We start from the raw sequence: 18,711 nt of genomic DNA on the forward strand, positions 1-18,711 counted from the left end.
GAAAGATCAACTGGTAGTAATCCGTACTGAACATATTATACATTATTTTCAGTATAGTTGAGCTTATTATTGACTAGAGTCATGCTCCTGACCGTCCTGAAGACTTCCTTCCAGATTACCCTGGCTCCCCTATCCATCGACCGTGTCCACCAAGAGGCCTCCCATCCGGGCAATGGAGCTGTGGTGGTGATGAGCGGCACTGTTCGAGACAACACCAATGGCTGCCCTGTCGATTACCTGGAATACCAAGCCTACGAGCCCATGGCTCTGAAGGTCTTCGCCGATATTGCCCGACAAATTCAGCAGCGCTGGCCAGACGCCAACAGTGTGGTCATCCACCACCGCATCGGCAAGCTGCGCATTGGCGAGATCAGCGTCTTGGTGGCGGTGGGCACCCCTCATCGGGCCGAAGGGTTTGCTGCCTGCCAATTTGCCATCGACACCCTCAAGCACAACGCCCCCATCTGGAAAAAAGAATACTGGCGAGATGGCACCAGCGCCTGGGTGAGCCTTGGCGCTTGCGAGCTCTCTTCGGCATAGATCCCCCTACACCATACCCACTTGCTCAGCCAAACCCAATTGCTGGCGGGCTGTTTGGCAATCTTGCTGAATTTGCTGAATCAAATCTGCCACCGTGGGAAATCTCCGCTCTGGGCGGATAAAGCCCCGTAGCGCCACCCGCACCTCTTGCCCGTAGAGATCTCCTGTCCAATCCAATAGATGCACCTCGACGGTGTGCTGTAAACCGGCAAAGGTGGGCCGATGGCCGATGTTCATCACCCCAGGCAGAGCTGCCGCAGCAGCAGGCACATCCACCCAAACGCTGTACACCCCATCGCGGGGCAAAAACTTCTCCGGAGGCAAGCGGAGGTTGGCGGTGGGAAAGCCCAGTTGTCGGCCCCGCTGATCCCCTTGCACCACCTCTCCCATCAGACGATAGGGGCGACCCAAGAGCGCTTCGGCAGTGGACACCTCCCCGGTCGCCAGGGCAGCTCGAATGCGAGAGCTGCTCACCCGTTCCCCGTTCAGTTTCGCCTCCGGGATCACCTCCACCGGAATGCAGCGCTCGGATCCCCAAGCCTGGAGCGTTTGGGCGTTGCCGGAGCGACGGTGACCAAAGCAAAAATCCCAACCGACGCTGAGATGGCGAACGCGCAGGCCCTGTTCAAGTACCGTTTGGATAAACTCTTGGGGGGGCTGGCAGGCAAATGCAGGGGTGAAGGGGAGCAGTACCACCTGCTCAAAGCCCATTTGCGCCAACAGATCCAGCTTTTCGGCAGGGGGAGTGAGCAACAGCTGAGGCCGCCTCGTCAAGACTTCCTGGGGATGGGGATGAAAGGTGAGGACAGTACGTACCCCCTGAAGAGAATCTCGAATCGGTTGCAACACCCTCTGATGGCCCAGATGCAAGCCATCGAAGTTCCCGATGGCCACAGCGGTGGGTCGCAAGGTTTGAGCCAGATCAGAAGTGATGTGCACTGTCCGGGATCCTAAAAACAGCCAACCAACTGCCTACCCCAGAGGCCACAGCAGGGCCACCAACCCACTCAAGCCCACTACGCCCCACAAGCTCCGTCGCAGGCGCTGCAACACAGGATCAATCTGATACCTGACAATCAGCCGATGCTGAGCCAGCTCCTCTTCTGACTTGGCATACATCGCCCCATCGTACCAGCCACTTTCTTCATAGGGAATCTGGGCTTGTACCAAGCGCCGCCGCACATAAGCCCATCCCAAGTAGAGATGGAGCAACACCAGGCCGAGCAAGACATTGGCCCCCAGCACCGACCCAGAGACAAAGTGGCCCCAATCTCCGGCAAACCTGCTCCAAACCAGCGGGGAAACCGCCAGCACAACAGCTCCCCAAACCCCAAAGATTCGTTTTAAGTAAGGGATCCACCCCAAAGCAGGCCAGGAAAAAGGAAAGGCTTCCCTCAGCTCTGCATATTGCCGGAGCGGCTGTTGCTCAGCGGGAATGGGATGGGAGGGATCCAGCATAGACCTTAACGTATCTATACAAAATGATATCGGTCGGGTTGGCCCCCCGCCAAGCCCATCCTCAGACCTCCATCTCTCGACGAAGACAGCCTAGAAATCCAGCCCAGGCATCTTCCCGATCAACCGAAGGGGAGCGGGGTATCGTATTTATTGAAGTGTGGTCGCGTCTACAACTTATCCCATCATGAGCGTCACGAGCGAATCTGCCGCCACTGCCGCACCCTATGTAGTCTTAAAAGAGCCGGATGGCAGCCAAAGAAAACACGTTCTCTCGGGAGCGACCGCTTGGACCCTAGGCCGTGATGAGGACAACGCCATCGTCTTGAGCGATCCCAGCGTTTCCCGCCAACATGCCCTGCTGCAATACCTCGACAACAACAGCATCTATCTCATCGATCTGGGCAGCCGCAACGGCTCGTTTGTCAACAATCGCCGCGTCAGCATTCCCACCCTGCTGCAGGATGGGGATCACCTCACCCTTGGACAATCCCAGCTGGAGTTCCACAGCGGATCCCTGGCCAGCTCGGAACCCAGCCCTGCGGCCAAACCTTCGGACACCCTGGTTTTACAAACCCGCTGGCTGATCTCGGTGGCGGTGGTGGATGTGCGAGGTTACGGACAACTGACTCAACAACTGGACGAGCGCCTGCTTTCCCAGGTGATGGGCGATTGGTTCCGGCGGGGTGGGGATATCATTCAGCAGTACGGGGGCACTGTCGATAAATACATTGGCGATGCGATTATGGCCGTTTGGTTCCATGTGCCCCAAGCCAACACCGCTCCCCTGGGAGGAGTTGAAGCGCCGGGAATTCACCTCGATGTGAAGTCGGTTTTGCAGGCCATAGCGAAGCTGTTTCAAATGACCGAGCAGCTGAACGGTGAGTTTCCGCTGCCTTCTCCCATTCGTCTGGGGGCAGGGGTCAACACAGGCTCGGCAATCGTGCGCCAGGTGGGCAACAACACCCGCCAAGAATATACGGCTCTGGGAGATACGGTGAATTTGGCCTTTCGCATCGAGAGCGCTACCCGCACCCTCAACGCCGACCTGGCGATCAGCCAGGACACCTATACCTGCTTGGCCAAACAGCTGGGGCAGGCAGCCGCCTGCTTCTCCCATCAGGCTGTGGAGCTGAAGGGGTATGCCCACCGCCATCAGGTGTACTACTGCGATGTGCGGTCTTTGCAAGCCGTTCTCAGCCCCTAGATCCTAGAGATGTCTTGCCGCACGATGGGATCCCGCTGTTCTTCCAGAACCTCCTGCTGCTCCTGGAGCCGATAGGATCCCATTTCGATTGCACGAGAGCCCGGCCCATGAGTGTGGTGAATCGCCCCGAGGTGGTGGCAGAGCTAACCGAACTGATACATTCACGCTGAACTCTCCTGAACATGGTTCAGGAAAGAAGCGATCGCATCCTGCCTATCTCTGTTCGCGTCAGCGGGACGGAGTCCAAACAGGAAGGCGGTATCCCGCAAAGCCCTGAGGAATACCCCCCGAGCGCTTTCCCCCTTCACTTCCCGGCAACCGTTGCGGTGGACTCAAGGATCAGGGGGAAACTTGGTCTACTATATCCCTCTCAATGACTTTTGCCAAACCGCCTAAAGCTCAGTAAATTCAGCAAAGTTCAGGGTTTTGGGGGTTAGAGGCATGCTCTACCATCAGTACGAAGCTGCCCTGACGAGCAATGATGTGCCCACCCTGAACCGCCTGTTTTGGGATGGCCCCCAGGTGGTGCGCTTTGGTGTGGGGGAAAATCTCTACGGGGGAGACGAGATCAAGGCTTTTCGCCAACGGCGTCCTCCCACGAATTTGGCCCGCGAGATGCTGCGTTTGCAGGTAGTCACCTTTGGGGCGGATTGCGGCTCGGTCACCTTAGAGTTTCGCCGTCCGGTGAACGGGATCCCTCGCTTGGGCCGCCAAAGCCAGATGGGGTACAGGTTCCCCGATATCGGCTGGAAGATTGTCTCTGCCCACGTGTCCTTTTTGCCGGAAGATCAGGGGGAAATGCTGCGCAAAAGCTGCGGATCCACCTCGCCCACATAGGTATTCAAGCCAATGGCTGTGGCGATCAAAGCCCCGTCCACCTCCACCCGCCGATACTGGGAGATGGCCTCTGCCAGGGGTACATCCACCACCCGCCGATTTTGCCAGGCCACCATGCGGTCGTATTTGCCTTGGGCGATCAAGTCCACAGCAGCCACCCCAAAGGCTGCTCCCAGCAGGCGATCCAGAGGAGAAGGCGTACCTCCCCGCTGCAGGTGGCCCAAAACCATAACCCGGGTTTCGATGCCGGTGCGCAGGGCGATCTCATTGCCGATGTAATGGCCAATGCCGCCGTAGAGAGACTGCCCCAGGCTGTTGGTGTAGGTCACCGGCTCCCCCGACTCGGTGCGAACTGCCTCTGCCACCACCACGATGCTGAAGTTATTGCCCCGCTCTTTGCGGTCGCGGATTCTTTTGCAGACATTCTCCAGCTTGTAGGGAATTTCCGGGATCAAAATCACATGCGCCCCCCCGGCAATGCCAGCGCTGATGGCAATGTGACCGGCATCCCGCCCCATGACTTCCATGACCATGACTCGGCTGTGGCTGATGGCCGTGTAGGTGAGCTGATCTAGAGCTTCCACAGCCACGCTCAGAGCTGTGTTGAACCCCACCGAATACTCGGTGGCACCGACATCGTTGTCGATGGTCTTGGGGATCCCGACAAAGTTCCAATCCCCCTGCAGGGCCAGTTGCCGGAGAATGGCCAAGCTGCCATCCCCCCCCACCCCGATCAGCGCATCCAACCCAAGCCGGTGGTAGCCGGTGATCACCTCTGCCGAGCGATCCACCAAGCTGCCATCGGGCATAGGGTAGGCGAAGGGGTTGCCTTTGTTCACGGTGCCCAAGATGGTGCCGCCGTAGCGCAAAATGCCGGAAACCCGCTTCACATCCAGCAGCTCCGCCTCCACCGGTCGAGCCATCAGTCCTGCCGTCGCATCTTTGATGCCATAAACTTCCATATCGTAGTCGCGGGCCCGCCGCACCACTGCTCGAATCACAGCGTTGAGGCCGCCACAATCGCCGCCACTGGTGAGGATCCCGATTCGCTTACGTTTGGGCATAGAGCTCTAGTTAAAGAAAGGTGAACATCCTGAACAGAGATAAGGGTCTATATCGCTTGCAGAGAATCCCTACTCAATCGCAAACTACGGATGTGATCCAGTCGATCATTATCCCAATTATCTTGGTTCAATCAGATCTGGAGAAACACCTTCTGGTTGGGGGAGTGCTGAAAAAGAAGAAATTGAGGGATCCATACAGCCCAGCAAGATCAGGTCAGCTTGCGTTCCCGGTGGGGTTTGGGGTTGGCGATCAAGTCCAGCCGTTAAGTATTCTTCACAAAAAGAATTAAGAAACATTGCCGCACAAGCTGCCGATTAGGAAAGACTTCTATATCTCTGAGGATAGATCTTTCCAAAAAAACTTGGGGGCAACAATCCACTCAAAAACTGAAATCATTTGTTAAGCAGGGATGATCAAAACCCGGCCAACCCGATGATAGGGATGAGGATAGAAATAAGGCATCCAGTCTGATTTGGGAGCAGTACCATGACTCAAACCATTGCCCAGTGTGCTCTACAAGGGGCCTCAGAGTTGCTCAGCCGCTACCAGCGGGGAGAGCGCCATTTTCCCCAGTCCTGCTTGGAGTATGCCTTCTTGAGGGGGGCCGATCTGCGAGGGGCCAATCTCAAGGGATCCGATTTGCATGGGGCCAACCTGCGCTACGCCAACCTGCGGGGCAGCAATCTGGCAAAGGCCGACCTGCGCTGTGCCGACCTGCGCTATGCCGACCTTGAGGGAGCCTGCTTGGAAGGGGCCAATTTGAGGGGATCCCTCTACAATCACAGCACCTGCTTCCCGGTGGGGTTTGATCCGGTGACGGCAGGGATGCAGCCCTTTGAATTTTGATTGGGGAAGGAGAGGGGATCCCTGAGCCCTCAGGCCAAGGGAAAGCGCTCCCGCAAATCTCGAATCACCGGAGCGGGCACTAGATGATCGATGGGGCCGCCCAGCTTGGCGACCTCCTTCACCAGGCTGCTGCTGACAAAACTGTGCTCGCTGGCGGTGGCAAGGAACAAGGTTTCCAGTTCGGGAGCCAGCAGCTTGTTGGTGTGGGCCATTTGCAGCTCCACATCGAAGTCCGACAAGACTCGCAAGCCGCGCACGATCACCTTTGCCCCCCGTTGACGGGCGTAGGCCACCGTCAGACCTGAAAACGTATCAACCTCAACATTTTTGAGATGGGCCGTGGACAGGCTAATCTGGGCTTGCCGCTGCTCTGGGCTGAACAGAGGGGTTTTGTTGGGGTTTTTCAAGACGGCGACAATCACCTTAGAAAAGAGACGACTGGCTCGCTCGATAACATCGAGATGCCCAAGGGTAATCGGGTCGAAGCTGCCGGGGTAGAGGGCGATCATGGCCAACTGTGCACTATTCCCTAGCCTACCTGGTCGCGGGCCCACGCCAAATAGGTTGTGCTCACCAAGTTGGCCGTCAGGGCCAGGATCTCGGGCTCAGCGTAGGGGTGCAGCTCTCGCAGCCGTTGTTCCAGGCGGGGATAGGCAGTTGCGGGCAATTTGAGCAGGATGAGGAACTCGGCATCGGTCTGCAGGGATCCCTGCCAGCGATAGTAGGACGTGATCCCGGGCAAGACCTGGGCACAGGCCACATAACGTTCGGCCACCAAGGTATGAGCCAAGCGATGGGCCTCGGTTTCGGATCCCACCGTGGTCATGACAACCGCGAGGGTATCGGGTGTGATCTTGTCGTCCATGCGGGGCGGGGAAGTTGTTAGCCGGGCGGTTTCTCCCTATCCTATCGCCCGCCGGGCTAGGCGTTCCTAGCTCACCGAGGGCTTGGCTTTCCCAAAGTAGGGTCGCTTCTGGTGCCAGCGCCAGGCAGTTTGAATGATCTCGGCCAGGTCGGTGTAGAGAGGTTTCCAGTTGAGATCGCGAAGGATGGCGCCGGCATCGCCCACCAAGCGCGGGGGATCCCCAGGGCGGCGCGCTCCCATTTGCACCGGGATCCGCTTTCCGGTCACGGCTGCTGCGGTGGCAATGACCTCTTTGACGGAAAAGCCTTGGCCATTGCCCAGGTTGTAGGCTGGTTGTATGGGCCGGCCAGAGGCCAGCGCTTCTACCGCCAACACGTGGGCTTGAGCCAGGTCGGTGACGTGAATGTAGTCGCGGATACAGGTGCCATCGGGGGTATCGTAGTCCTCTCCAAAAACCGTGATGTGGGGACGTTGGCCTCCGGCGACCTCCAACACCAAGGGGATCAGGTGGGTTTCCGGGTCATGGGCCTCCCCAATTTCACCATCGGGATCGGCTCCGGCGGCATTGAAGTAGCGCAGGCTAATGGATCGGATCCCGTGGGCAACCTGGAAATCTTGCAAGATCTGCTCCACCATTAGCTTGCTCTGGCCGTAGGGGTTGATGGGACGTTGCGGATGACTTTCGGGAATGGGAATCCGCTCTGGCACCCCATAAGTGGCACAGGTGCTGGAGAACACTATGTAAGGGATCCCGTGATCTCGCATGGCCTCCAGCAAGTTCAGGGATCCGGCCACGTTGTTGCGGTAGTATTTGCCGGGATCCTTGACCGACTCGCCCACATAGGCATAGGCAGCAAAGTGAATCACCCCTTCTGGGCGATAGTGCTGGATGACTTGGTCAAGCCGCTTCCGGTCGGCGAGATCCCCAATCTCCAACGGCCCCCAGCGAACTGCCCAGGGGTGCCCGTAAACCAAGTTGTCGTAAGTGATGGGCAGATGGCCAGAGGCCGCCAGAGCTTTGCAGGTGTGGCTGCCGATGTAGCCCGCCCCGCCGGTAACCAGGAGACGCATAGGCAAACGTCAGATGGAAGATCCCACCCAGGGTAAAGGTTGTCAACGGGATCCCTTCAAGCTCCAAAAGCTTCTTTGGCGGCGTACATGACCTCCACACCGATCTCGGTCAAGCCTCGTTCGCGGGCAAATTTTTCGGTGTTGCGTTTAACCTTGCCGCGCACAAAGCCGGGCACCTTGTTCAGCTCCGCCTGGGCTTCCCGCGTCCAGATGAGGTCGGAATCGGCGCTCAGGCTCTTGTGAATCACCTCCTTGGTGTCGTGGCCACCGAAGATCTCCAACAGGTGATCTTCCATGCCCAGGGTAAAGGAGTTGTAGATCAAGTCCACAATTTGGTTGGCGCCCTCGTAGCCCAAAAAGGGCCGGTAGCCGATAGGGAAATCCTGCACGTGGATGGGGGCCGAGATGACCCCACAAGGGATCCGCAGCTGTTTGCCCACATGCCGCTCCATCTGGGTGCCGAAAATCGCAGCAGGTTCCGCCTGGGCAATCGCATCCGCCACGCGGGTGTGGTCCTCTGTCATCAAGACCTGATCGCAATATTCCCCCACCTCTGCCTGGAACCACTCCCCATCGTAGATGCAATAGCTGCCCGCCCACACCACGTGGATCCCCATCTCGCGGGCCAGGATTTTGGTGATGGCCGCCGCGTGGGTGGAATCCCCGAAGACCACCGCTTTTTTGCCGGTTAGGTTTTGGCAGTCGATGGAGCGGGAAAACCAGGCCGCTTGGGAAATGTGAAGCGTTTGCTCCTGGATGTAGGCTTCATAATCGACAGGGATCCCTTGCTCGTTTAGGGTCTGCTGGATCTGGCGGATGAAGCGAGCCGTTTCCACCACCCCCATCGGGGTGATCTCAATGTAAGGCATGCCGAATTCCTGCTGCAGATAGCGAGCTGTCATCGGCCCCAGCTCCCGGTAGGGCACCACATTAAACCAAGCCCGCCCCAGGTGTTTGAGATCGTGGACACTGGCCCCTTGCGGGATCACCAGGTTGAGCTGGATCCCCAGATCCCGCAGCAGCACCTTCAGCTCCCGCAGATCATGGGCATTGTGAAACCCTAGGGTGGAAATGCCAAGGATGTTACAGGAAGGCCGCTCCGTCTTTTGGGGCAGGCCGTCTAACTCCCCGCTTTTGCGAGCTTTGGTGATATAGAACTCCACAATCTGCTGCAGGGTGCGATCCGCTGCCTGCAATTCGTTAACCCGGTAGTGGTTGACATCTGCCAGCACCACATCGCAGCGACTGGCCAACTGGGCCTGCCGGACAAAGTGATGCAGATCTTCCTGCAAAATGCTAGAGGTGCAGGTGGGGGTGACGACGATCAGATCCGGCTGCTCCTCGCCGTCTTTGCGGACGATGTTGCGAATCACCTTTTCGTCGGATCCCCGCGCCAACACCTGCCGGTCAACGACGCTGGTGGTTACCGGAGTAAAATCCCGCTCTCGCTCCAACATGGAACGCATCACGTTGAAATAGTCGTCTCCCAGAGGAGCGTGCATGATGCTGTGAACGTTTTTGAAGGAGCTGGCCACCCGCAGCGTGCCGATATGGGCAGGGCCAGCGTACATCCAATAGGCCAATTTCATGGGCAGCCTCTCAAGAAAGCCAGAGACAAAATCAAGGATCCCAACCCACCGCCGGATGTGCACCCGCTGGGAATCTCTCCTGGCATTGTAGAACGCTCAGCAGCCGGCATCCCTTGGCTGTTATCCTCCGTAACTCCCAACCGAGACGCTCCCAAGCCAAACTCGATCAAAAGAAAAACAACCCTGCCAAGGCAAGTGTGATTACGGGGATCCCTCTACTCCGCCCAAAGGGCTTGTTCCATCCTAGAAATAGGAGCGATGGATACCCATCTGGCTCCAGAGCCCAAGCTGAGGAACTTCAGGGATCCTGACAGGGAATCGGCTGGTGGACAAGAGCAGAGGAGTTTTTGTATTTTTCGTTACATATTAACTTTTGGAGACAAAACATGTAGCTCTACAACATTGAGCAGAGATTCTTGTTTACAGAAGCAAGCTTTCTGTTGAGGAAGGCAGACTAACAGAGGGAAGAGAGATGGCTGATGTTTCCCTCAATACAAACTCGACACAAAGCATAAGAATTGTCGATTATTGACGATTTCATGCGCCGTAATCGATCAAAGTTTGCTCCTTCTTCAAAGGTAAAGGTGTGAGGTGAAAGCTTATGGGTTCCACAACGATTTCTTGGCAACGTGCTCGCAAAGCTCCTCAGGAGCTGCCTGGTTCCATGACTTCTGTGCTTTTCAAGTCCACGGGTCGCCTGCGCGACTGGTTGCAGGCTCCGTTGCGTCCCATTCAATCGGCTATCGATAACTTTAGCATCCGCGATCCACGCTTGGCCCATTTCCTTTGCCAGTGGATCCCGGCCCGCTGCCCCTTTGAGCGAGATGTGGTGCTGTTTGGCCATAAGGTGATGCACATTCCGCCCATGTGTAAGCTCAACCCCCTCTACGACCAGGTGGCAGGGCTGCGCTTCCGGGCCTTGTCGTTTTTGGCGGAGCGAGGAGAAGACATTAGCCGTTACCTGTAAGGCAGCTTTTTCCACTAAATCTATCTTTATCTATCTTTTTTCAAGGGATCCCTGGCCATCCAAAGCCTGCTGCCAAACTCCGGAGCGGATCCCATTAGAAGCGGGTCTCAAACTCGATGGAAATGACATTGTTGCCCTCAAAATCGGTACTGGCGCGGGTGAGGGTTTGCTCGTTGAAGCGGTAGCGGGCGCTGTAGCGGGTGGGCTGGAAGGGATCCGTCAAGTTCCGCTGCACCGAGATGGAAGTGGCTGGCCCCAGATCGCGGGCCACCTCCAGCGCTAGCCCTATCGAGGAGCGGTTGGCAGCGCGGGTATCGACCTGGGGGACGGGGCTAATGCGCACCTCGTCTAGGCCCAGGGTGTCCCGCAGCGTGTCCAGCACATCGTTGAGCAAGGCAGTTCCGGCCAGGCCGGCCACTCCCGCTTCGGGGTTGAGGCGGGCCAGAGCTGTGCCTCCCAGGAGGGCGACGATCTCTTCGGGGGAGCGGCTGGGGCTGCTGGAAAGGGCCAGAACCCCGTTGCGGGGATCCGCCTCAGCCAGCTGGCTGGCCCGCCCGTTGACCGTGGCGAAAATCTCGATGCTCTGCTGGGATCCCGGCAGGTTGCGGTTGGTGTCGAAGGGGGAGAGCTCTTGGGGAAAGCGATAGACCTCGATGGCCTGGGTCATCAAGCGCAGGTTCAGGAAGGGATCGAAGGGGTTGTCTAGGTCAAAAGTGGCGGTATTGGAGCGGGAGCGATCCAGGCGAAAGTTGGCAAGGGGCAGGTTGACGCGGCCTCGCTCTAGGGCAATGGTGCCCGCTGGGCGCAGATCCTGGGGAGTGCCAAACAGGCGCAAGGTGCCGGCAGCATTGAATTCAAACAGATTGGGACGCTGCACGCGGATCCCTGGCCCCAAGACCAGCTCCAGTCCGTTGAGCCGCGGCTGCCAGAAGGGATCCGGCGAAGTCGAGCCGGCGGCAGCTGTTGCGGCCTCAGGTTCTGCCCGGCGGGGGCTGACATCCACGATCCCTTGAGAAACCTCCAGCCGCCCCTCGAGCAAAGGTTGCAGAAGCAGCCCTCTGACAGCCACCTCGCCGTCCAGATGGCCAGTGTAGAGGTTGGGCAGGTTGAGCTGGACCCCTTGGAGTTGCAGAGTTAAGGGTGGCGAGGTTTCGTCCATCTGCAGGGCACCGCGAGAGTTGACGGGCAAAAAGCCTTCAGCCAAAAGGGATCCACCCCCCAACTGTCCCCGCAGCTCCTGGACTTGCAGCTGATTGAGGTTAAAGGCGATCTGGCCTGTGAGGTCGGTAATGGGCTCCGGCAGGGCTGCCAGCTTGAGGATCCCCGAGTTGACGCTCAAGTTCCCCTGCAGGCTGGGCTCTCGCAAGGTGCCGCGGATGGCCAGCTCCAGTTGGCTTTGGCCGCCTTCCCAGCGCACCTGGTCGGTGAAGAGGTTGATCAGGCGCAGACCGCCATGCTTGGCTTGCAGGGTGAGGTCGATCTGGTCGGATTCGGCCCGCACCTCGGCAAAGGGCAGGGTGTAGGGCACTAGGCCAAAGAGGCGAATGGGTTCGTCACCATTGGCCAGCAGGGCGCCGTCCAGGCGCAGCTGCCCCCGCTGGTAGTCAAATTGTCCTCCCACCTCCCGCAGCGGCACCTGGTTGATCTGGGCGTTGACCACTGTCAGGGATCCGCGGGCATGGGGATCCCGCAGGTTGCCGGCCAGCTCCACGTCCAGGTTGAGATCCCCCTGCAGCTCCAGCTCCTCTGGCAGGAAGCGGTCCAGCAAAGCCAGAGGCAATCCTTGGATTTGCAAGGATCCCGACTGTTCCTCTAGGCCCAGCTTGCCCACAAAAAGGGCTTGACGTTCGCCACTGCGCAACCGCAGCGGCTCCAACACCACTGCATCTCCAGCCAGGCTGCCCCTGGCAGTAAGGCTTTCGATGCCAAACTCCTCTGCCTGCCAATTCTGGCCCTCAAGGTAAAAGCTGACGCTAGGCCGGTTGAGGCTGCCGACCAGGCTAACGCTGGCTTGGAATTCCCCTCGCAGACTTGTGGGCGGCGGGAAAGTGCTCCGCACCGCTGACGCGAACAGCGGATCCATGCGGCTGGCCAAGGTCTCCAGGTGGACGGCCAAGATCTGGGCATAGTACTCCAGCTGCTCCAGGAGAGGATGGTTGGGCAAACCGACCGGGTCGGTCTTTAACGCCGAGGCAGGGCCCAAGGGGGGCCGCCGGAAGCCGCGAGTGGTGATGTCTTGCCACTGCCGCCACTTAAAGGCAGAGACGATGTCTTCCAGGCGGCCCTGGCGGGTGCTGATCTCTAGGTTAATTTGAGGAACGGAAACCTCTGGAGTAGACTCCAAACCGCCCTGGAGGGGATCCGCCGGCAGCTCCAGGGTGCCGCTAGCGGTGTAGGTGCTCTCAAACAAATCCAGTTGAGCTTGGGCGATCTCTAGGCGAGGAGAACCATTACCAGCGTGGTAGTCGAAATCCACCGAAAAGCCCCGTACTTCGATCCCTCCCAACTGCAGATCCGCCACCGCAGCCCGTCCTTGGGCGGCGCCGCTTGCCAGGTCAACTGCCACCTCCCCCTCGAGGGTTCCCTGCAGACTGGCCCACGGCCCGGCAGCCACCCCCCCCAGCAAAGCCAGAGGCAACTGGTTCACTGCCACCTGGAGCTCCTCTTGCCGGCGTTGGCCGCGAATTTCCGCCTCGCCCCGCTGCACCTGAAACTGCAAAGGCTGAAACTGGGGATCCAACTGCAGCGCCAGTCGATCCCGCTTCCCCCGCAGATCCACTTCCGTCCCCTGAACAGACCCCTGAAAGGGCCCGGCCAAGTCTTCAAAGGCCACATCTCCCACCTGCAAGCCCCGCAACTGCACCTTGCCAGTCACCTGCAAGGTGTCCAGAGGTCCGCGGATCTGGCCGGATCCCTGCAGCACTCCTTTCACCAGCGGCGGCAGGCCGGGTACTTCTGCCAGCGTAATCCCGTCGGTGGTAAAGCTCAGATCCAGGGATCCCACCTGCAGCGTCTGGGGATCCAAGGGGATCTGCCCTTCGACCCTGGCCAGGCGAGTGCCACCTGCCAACACCTCCGCCTCCTGGATATGCAGTCCGGATCCCTCCCAAGTCACCTGGCCGCGGATGCCCTCAACCCACTGCCGTCCCCTCGCTCCCAAAGGCTGCAACAAAGCCAGCGACCCTTGCGCCCGCAACGCCCCCAGGAAGCCCACTTCTGCTGCCGCCGCCCTGTCCAGCTGCGCCGTCAGCTCGCCAGAGAGGGATCCCGGCCATTGGGGGTTGAAAAAGGCCAGCGGCACCTCCTGAGGAGCCAACTGCGTCTGGAGCTGTCCCCCCGCCCACCGCCCCGCCACCGCCACCCGGCCTCCGCCCACGTCCAGCACCGCCTGCGGCACCTGCACCACCCAGTCCCGACCCTCCGGCAAAACCTGCAGCTGCCCTCTTCCGGCAATCTCTCCCCCTTGGGTTGCCCAGGTGGCCTCTACCTGAGGTTGGGATCCCGTCAGCGCCACCTGCACTTGAGCGGAAACCGGCCCCACCCAAGGAAGAGCGCCCCGGCGGGGCAGGTTGAGGCCGTAAAGGGCCAGCACCTGCTCCACGTCGGCTCCGCTGACTTGAAGATCGAACTGGCCTGCCAAGCCGGCAGCCCATTGCAGCTGGCCGGAGCCTTGGATGCGACCCCCTGCAGTCTTGAGGTCAATTGCTTCCAAGGCCAAGGTTTGATCCGCAAAGCGGAAGCCAAAGGCATACTCCGACACCGGCAGGCGATCCACCTGCCCCGGCGAAAGCCCCCGCAACTGTCCCCGGATCTGCGGCTGATCCAAGGCTCCAGTGACCGCTACGGATCCCCCTACCACCCCCTCCACCGCCACCGGCAGGCCAGTCACGTCAAACGTCTCTTGGATCTGTTGAAGACTGGCCGGCACCAGTTCCGCCTGCAAACCAAACCCCTGTCCTTGCTCCCAGACCACCGGGCCTTTTAGCTCGGCAAAGGAAAGCTGACCAAAGCGACCGCTCACCCCCTCCAGCTCCAACCCCTGCAAGGTAAAGCGAACGGAGCCCTTCACCTCTTCAAAAGGATGGGGCAACCTCTCCAGATCCAGCCGAGCCTGTTGAACCTGGGCCTGCCCCGTCAACTCCAGCGGTTGATCCCGCCGCCAGAGCACCTGGAGATCCAAGCCAGTTTCCCCCTGCACCTCCGCAAAAGGGGCCGCCGGCACCACACTGGGCAAGAGATCCAAAGGCAGACGAGCTGCAGAAAGCGTCACCGAACCGGAAGCCTGGGCAAAATCCGCCACCCCCCTGAGCTGCAGGGGGTACCCCCCCTCCCCCTCCCGAGGGAGCAACCGTGCCGTCGCCTGGAAACTGGCCCGCCCCCCGAAAAGATCCTCCTCTCCTGGCGGGGCATTGTGAGTCAGCCACACCTGCACCTGGCCCTGCAGCCGATCAAACTGGCGTCGCTCCCCCACCAAAGGGATGGCCGTCAGGGATCCCTGGCGCAAACGGATGTTCAGCCCATGCAAGGGCAGGGATCCCTCCCCTTCGGGCAGTTGAAACTGCACATCCGCCCAGCCGCGATCCAGCGTTTCCATCAGCAGCAGTTGCGGCTGGTTTAGGGTAACATTCAGCACCCACTGACCCGTCTGCAGCCAAGTCCAGAAATCAGGGCTGAGGTCGATGGAGCCGATACTGGCCAGATGTTCAACGCGGCTTTCTCCCAAGCTCACCTGCCAGGGGGCCAGAAACCTCACCTCCCCCAATTCCACGCGCCGGCGCATCGCTTGCGAGAGGGTTGCTTCCACCTGCGGCAGCACGTGATCTTGAAGGTAGATCCCTGTTCCCCAGGCGGCACCAAAGGCGGCAGCCGTCAAGCCCAAACCCACCCCAGCTAGAGTGATGGGGGAAAGGTTGAATCGTTGCTGCTGCATCTTTGGATCTTGGTGATCCTCTCCCAACCGCCTACCCCTTAAAAACCTGACAGGCTCCCAAAAGCCGTTCGTGCACTGCGGGCCGACCTTGCCGGCACAGTTGCCCCCATCCTACCCAAGGACTCCTGGCTTGCCACGAGGGAACAGAAAGAAGAGATCCCTGCTCCCAGGCGTAATTCCCCCGAAGACCCCGCGGAAAAATACCGTCTCCCGCGGAGAACGGGGATGCTAAGCTATCTCCACACCCGAGATTGAACCCACCCTGGGGCCTCTCTCAGGTGTTCCCTTCTGTCGAGATGGTTGAAAGGAGAAGAGCCATTCCGGAACCCCTATCTCTGACGGTCAGCTTGCGCGGCAGCCGCGAGGCGCTGGAAAACTGCCAGGTCTTTCACCTGACTGGCCTTCTGGATGCCTTTTCCGAGCCGGTCTTTGTTAAGGTGGTCACCAAATACCTGGAAGAGGGATCCCCTAACCTCATCTTGGATTTGACAGGGATCGACTTCATCGATAGCTCTGGCGTCGGCGCCCTGGTGCAATTGGCCAAGCTGGTGCAGGGCCGCGCAGGTATCTTTCAGGTGGTGAGCAATCCCCGCATCACCCAAACGGTGAAGCTGGTGCGCCTGGAGAAGTTCCTGTCTTTGCGCAACTCCTTGCAGGAAGCCTTGGATCGCCTGAAGGAAGGAAGTACGGGCAGTACAGAGACCGCCTGATACGTAATAAGTATGGGTCTGGGAACCTTTTGGGGGATCAGTGCTGGAGCAGGGGATCCCGACTGGATCACGGTCAAAGCAGCCCGCATCCTCAGCACGGTCAACTGGGTGGCCTGTCCCCAAAATGCTGCCGGCCAGCCGGGCTTGGCCTACCAAATTGTGCGCCCTTGGCTGCGACCGGAACAAACCCTCTTGCCGCTTCGCCTGCCCTTTGTCACCCAGCCGGAAGTCCTGCAAGCTGCCTGGCGAGTGGCTGCCCAGCAACTAGCCCCACTCCTAGAAAGGGGAGAAGATGTCGCCTTCATCTGTGAGGGAGACGTGGGCCTCTACAGCACCTTCGCCTACGTGGCCCAAGCCCTGCGGCAGCGGATCCCCGCCTTGCCCATCCAGGCCATACCGGGGGTGTGCTCTCCCTTAGCCGCTGCTGCTGCCCTGGGATCCCCCTTGGTGCTCGGCTCCGAGAAATTGGCGATTTTACCGGCTCTGTTTGCCCTCTCGGAACTGGAGCAGGCTTGTGCCTGGGCTGAGGTAGTCGTCCTCATGAAAGTGGCCTCTGTCTACCCTCAGGTTTGGCAGTGGCTGGCCGAAAGAGGTTGGCTGCAACAAGCCAGCTTGGTGGTCTGGGCCGGCTGGCCTCAGCAAACCCTCTTCCCCACCCTGGAAGGACTGGCCGACTACCGGCCCCCCTACTTTTCCCTGCTGATCCTGCGTTCTCGGCCCCGAAATCAAGATTCTCTTAACCTGGAAAACGAGCTACAGCTGGAATGAGTTTTCTAGGATAGGGAATGAGTTCCTTCCGGCGATTAAGCCCGAAGCAGGGGTTGGTCGGTATTTTTTTGCGTGTGTTTCCATTGAGCTTAAGTCCCGTACCGAGCCGGCTTGTTTCCCCAAAAAATCAGGTGTCCTGTGACGGAAAGAGGCTGAGGAATCCGAATCCAGAATGCTGGGATCCCTCATTGACCTGAACCAAAAAGAGATGAAAAGACCAAGTTAAAGGAATGATCCAGCCTGTTAAGAATGGTTGCCGCCCTTGGTGGAGAGATCGGCTATAGGTTAGATTATGAATGTAGTGATTCAGGCGAGGAGGATAATATCTCATCCCCATCTCAAATGCGAGGCACCGCTTCTCGACTGACTCAAATCCAAAATTCTCTCCAAAGTTCTCTGTCGGTCAACGCTCTGATCCAAGCTTCCGATCCGTTGCTTCGGCAGACTCTCCTGAGAAGTGGTTGTCTCGCTCAGCAGAGCACCTGGTACCTACGACAGGTTTTCCTCAAAGCAGAACAAGGGAGTTAGGCAGATAGCAGTTGGGCTTGCTGCACAAGCCACTGGGAAAGTGAGAGAGCGCTCTAGGTGTTCCTCAAATAATCCTCAAATAAAAGTGGTTTTGCCAGATCAACAAGCTCAGCCGGCTATTTTGAGTCTCCATTCATGAGCGAGTCAGGGTGGGAAAATCGGTGATCAGGTTCAGGTGCTCTCAACCTGCAAGCTCTGCGAGTCGGAACCAGCGCTCAGTGGGACAAGGACTGCGGGCTTTAGCAATTCGAGGTTCTCTCAGTTCATAGTTTCACTCTCACTTTCAGGAGGTTGCTATGTTTACCTTTCTCTCAAAGATTGCTAGAGCAATTATCCGCATATTTGCTCCTGCCAAGTCCGATCTGGTGGAAGTGGGTTACCAGCCTATCACGGATGATATCTATCGCATCAACGGCTCAGCCTGCCATTTTAGCGATCTGGAGATCTCATCGTAAACCTCAGAGTCGGATTCTGGTGTCGGAGCGGCCACTGGCGCTGGCCCAAAAATTGAGTTCGTTTGTTTGCCGACTAATTTGTCGAGCCCAGTAGTGGGAGCGGTTGAATCAGCTACAGGTTAAGACAACAGAATAAGTTTTACAGAATAAGTTTTGATGAATCTTGGATGCGGTTAGTCCGCGTCGGCAGGGGTGGTTTTCCTCCCTGTGGCCAAGTCCTACCGGTTCAGTGGTGGCTCCCCGTGGGGGTCACCACTTATTGTTTTGTTGTTTGCAAGTTGTTTGGGAAAATAAGGGGGATGCCTGCGGTTGCCCCGTCTCAACCTGTGTTGCCTTCCCCTGTGGTTTACCCGGCTACACCGGGCGATCTGGATCCCTTGGCCGAAGTTCTGGCGCAGGTTTTTTATCCGCCCTCAGGCCTGCAACGCTGGATCCACCCAATTCGCAAGCTGGGCATTCGCGAAGAGTTGCGCCTCAGGCTGGCCGCAAGGGATCCCTACTATTGCTGTCTGGCGGCTGCGGTGGGATCCGAAGTGGTGGGCACTGCCGAGATCTCTTTGCGGGTCACAGCCCACGGGAAGTATCCCTACCTCTCCAACTTGGCGGTGCTGCCCGGCTGGCGGCGGCGAGGAATTGCTCGTCTGCTTTTGCTCAGTGCTGAAGGGGTGGCGAAAGGGTGGGGCTACCGCTGTTTGCATCTGCACGTGTTGGAAGACAATCTCCCCGCGCGGCAACTGTACGCTCAACTGCGCTATACCCCCATCGAACGCACCTCTCAACTCTGGCGATGGTTGGGGATCCCTCCGCAGCTTTTGCTCTGCAAGTGGTTACCTTGAATTGGCAAAGGAATTGGCAAAGCGGCAACATTGAGCTGGCAG

At 58.7% G+C, this 18,711-nt stretch carries 15 protein-coding genes and 1 pseudogene; 8 read left to right on the forward strand and 8 right to left on the reverse strand.

What is annotated here, in order from left to right; genetic code table 11:
- Window positions 1-81 precede the first annotated feature (81 nt).
- The gene (locus ACVWYY_RS00925) at window positions 82-540 is read left to right on the forward strand and encodes a molybdenum cofactor biosynthesis protein MoaE (protein WP_457403320.1); all 459 of its coding nucleotides are present in this window, start codon (window positions 82-84) and stop codon (window positions 538-540) included.
- A gap of 6 nt (window positions 541-546) precedes the next feature.
- On the opposite strand, the gene ACVWYY_RS00930 is transcribed toward ACVWYY_RS00925, so the two are convergent.
- A complete protein-coding gene (locus ACVWYY_RS00930; RefSeq protein WP_457403321.1) occupies window positions 547-1,479 on the reverse strand; it encodes a bifunctional riboflavin kinase/FAD synthetase in 933 nt (310 codons plus the stop codon).
- Window positions 1,480-1,512: 33 nt separating this feature from the next.
- Complete coding sequence (locus ACVWYY_RS00935) at window positions 1,513-1,998, reverse strand: CGLD27 family protein (RefSeq protein WP_457403322.1); 486 nt, start codon at window positions 1,996-1,998, stop codon at window positions 1,513-1,515.
- Between the two features lie 184 nt (window positions 1,999-2,182).
- On the opposite strand from ACVWYY_RS00935, the gene ACVWYY_RS00940 reads away from it, so the two are divergent.
- Both ACVWYY_RS00940 and ACVWYY_RS00945 read left to right on the forward strand, forming a co-directional pair.
- Window positions 2,183-3,202: an FHA domain-containing protein gene (locus tag ACVWYY_RS00940; protein WP_457403323.1), complete on the forward strand. Its 1,020-nt coding sequence runs from the start codon at window positions 2,183-2,185 to the stop codon at window positions 3,200-3,202.
- Window positions 3,203-3,643: 441 nt separating this feature from the next.
- The gene (locus ACVWYY_RS00945; protein WP_457403325.1) at window positions 3,644-4,039 is read left to right on the forward strand and encodes an AtzH-like domain-containing protein; all 396 of its coding nucleotides are present in this window, start codon (window positions 3,644-3,646) and stop codon (window positions 4,037-4,039) included.
- Here the strand turns inward: ACVWYY_RS00945 and ACVWYY_RS00950 are convergent.
- On the reverse strand, window positions 3,991-5,103 hold the full coding sequence (locus ACVWYY_RS00950) for an ATP-dependent 6-phosphofructokinase (protein ID WP_414344504.1): 1,113 nt from the start codon (window positions 5,101-5,103) through the stop codon (window positions 3,991-3,993). The two genes, ACVWYY_RS00945 and ACVWYY_RS00950, sit on opposite strands and share 49 nt — an antisense overlap.
- 487 nt (window positions 5,104-5,590) lie before the next feature.
- Between ACVWYY_RS00950 and ACVWYY_RS00955 the strand changes: the two genes are divergently transcribed.
- Window positions 5,591-5,950, forward strand: coding sequence for a pentapeptide repeat-containing protein (locus ACVWYY_RS00955; protein ID WP_457403326.1), 360 nt, complete (start codon window positions 5,591-5,593; stop codon window positions 5,948-5,950).
- A gap of 29 nt (window positions 5,951-5,979) precedes the next feature.
- Here ACVWYY_RS00955 and coaD read toward each other — a convergent pair whose 3' ends face one another.
- From coaD to bchB, 4 genes are all read right to left on the reverse strand, one after another.
- Complete coding sequence (gene coaD / locus ACVWYY_RS00960) at window positions 5,980-6,459, reverse strand: pantetheine-phosphate adenylyltransferase (protein ID WP_011433776.1); 480 nt, start codon at window positions 6,457-6,459, stop codon at window positions 5,980-5,982.
- A gap of 20 nt (window positions 6,460-6,479) precedes the next feature.
- Window positions 6,480-6,815, reverse strand: a complete 336-nt coding sequence (gene cutA / locus ACVWYY_RS00965; protein WP_457403328.1) for a divalent-cation tolerance protein CutA — start codon at window positions 6,813-6,815, stop codon at window positions 6,480-6,482.
- Between the two features lie 66 nt (window positions 6,816-6,881).
- Entirely contained in the window at window positions 6,882-7,886 is a 1,005-nt protein-coding gene (galE, locus tag ACVWYY_RS00970) for a UDP-glucose 4-epimerase GalE (protein WP_457403370.1), read from the reverse strand.
- A 56-nt stretch (window positions 7,887-7,942) separates the two neighbouring features.
- Window positions 7,943-9,475, reverse strand: a complete 1,533-nt coding sequence (gene bchB, locus ACVWYY_RS00975) for a ferredoxin:protochlorophyllide reductase (ATP-dependent) subunit B (RefSeq protein WP_457403330.1) — start codon at window positions 9,473-9,475, stop codon at window positions 7,943-7,945.
- A gap of 721 nt (window positions 9,476-10,196) precedes the next feature.
- Here bchB and ACVWYY_RS00980 point away from each other — a divergent pair.
- Window positions 10,197-10,442 (forward strand): annotated as a pseudogene (locus tag ACVWYY_RS00980) (Mo-dependent nitrogenase C-terminal domain-containing protein); the annotation flags it as partial.
- A 94-nt stretch (window positions 10,443-10,536) separates the two neighbouring features.
- Here ACVWYY_RS00980 and ACVWYY_RS00985 read toward each other — a convergent pair.
- Window positions 10,537-15,372, reverse strand: coding sequence for a translocation/assembly module TamB domain-containing protein (locus tag ACVWYY_RS00985; RefSeq protein WP_457403331.1), 4,836 nt, complete (start codon window positions 15,370-15,372; stop codon window positions 10,537-10,539).
- A 296-nt stretch (window positions 15,373-15,668) separates the two neighbouring features.
- On the opposite strand from ACVWYY_RS00985, the gene ACVWYY_RS00990 reads away from it, so the two are divergent.
- The 3 genes from ACVWYY_RS00990 (at window position 15,669) to ACVWYY_RS01000 (ending at window position 18,669) form a co-directional block, all read left to right on the forward strand.
- Entirely contained in the window at window positions 15,669-16,082 is a 414-nt protein-coding gene (locus ACVWYY_RS00990) for an STAS domain-containing protein (RefSeq protein ID WP_011433770.1), read from the forward strand.
- Window positions 16,083-16,094: 12 nt separating this feature from the next.
- On the forward strand, window positions 16,095-16,850 hold the full coding sequence (locus ACVWYY_RS00995) for a precorrin-2 C(20)-methyltransferase (protein WP_414350039.1): 756 nt from the start codon (window positions 16,095-16,097) through the stop codon (window positions 16,848-16,850).
- Window positions 16,851-18,159: 1,309 nt separating this feature from the next.
- Window positions 18,160-18,669, forward strand: a complete 510-nt coding sequence (locus ACVWYY_RS01000) for an N-acetyltransferase family protein (RefSeq protein ID WP_457439294.1) — start codon at window positions 18,160-18,162, stop codon at window positions 18,667-18,669.
- The last annotated feature ends 42 nt before the right edge of the window (window positions 18,670-18,711 follow it).

This window comes from Thermostichus sp. MS-CIW-34, from assembly GCF_054060435.1.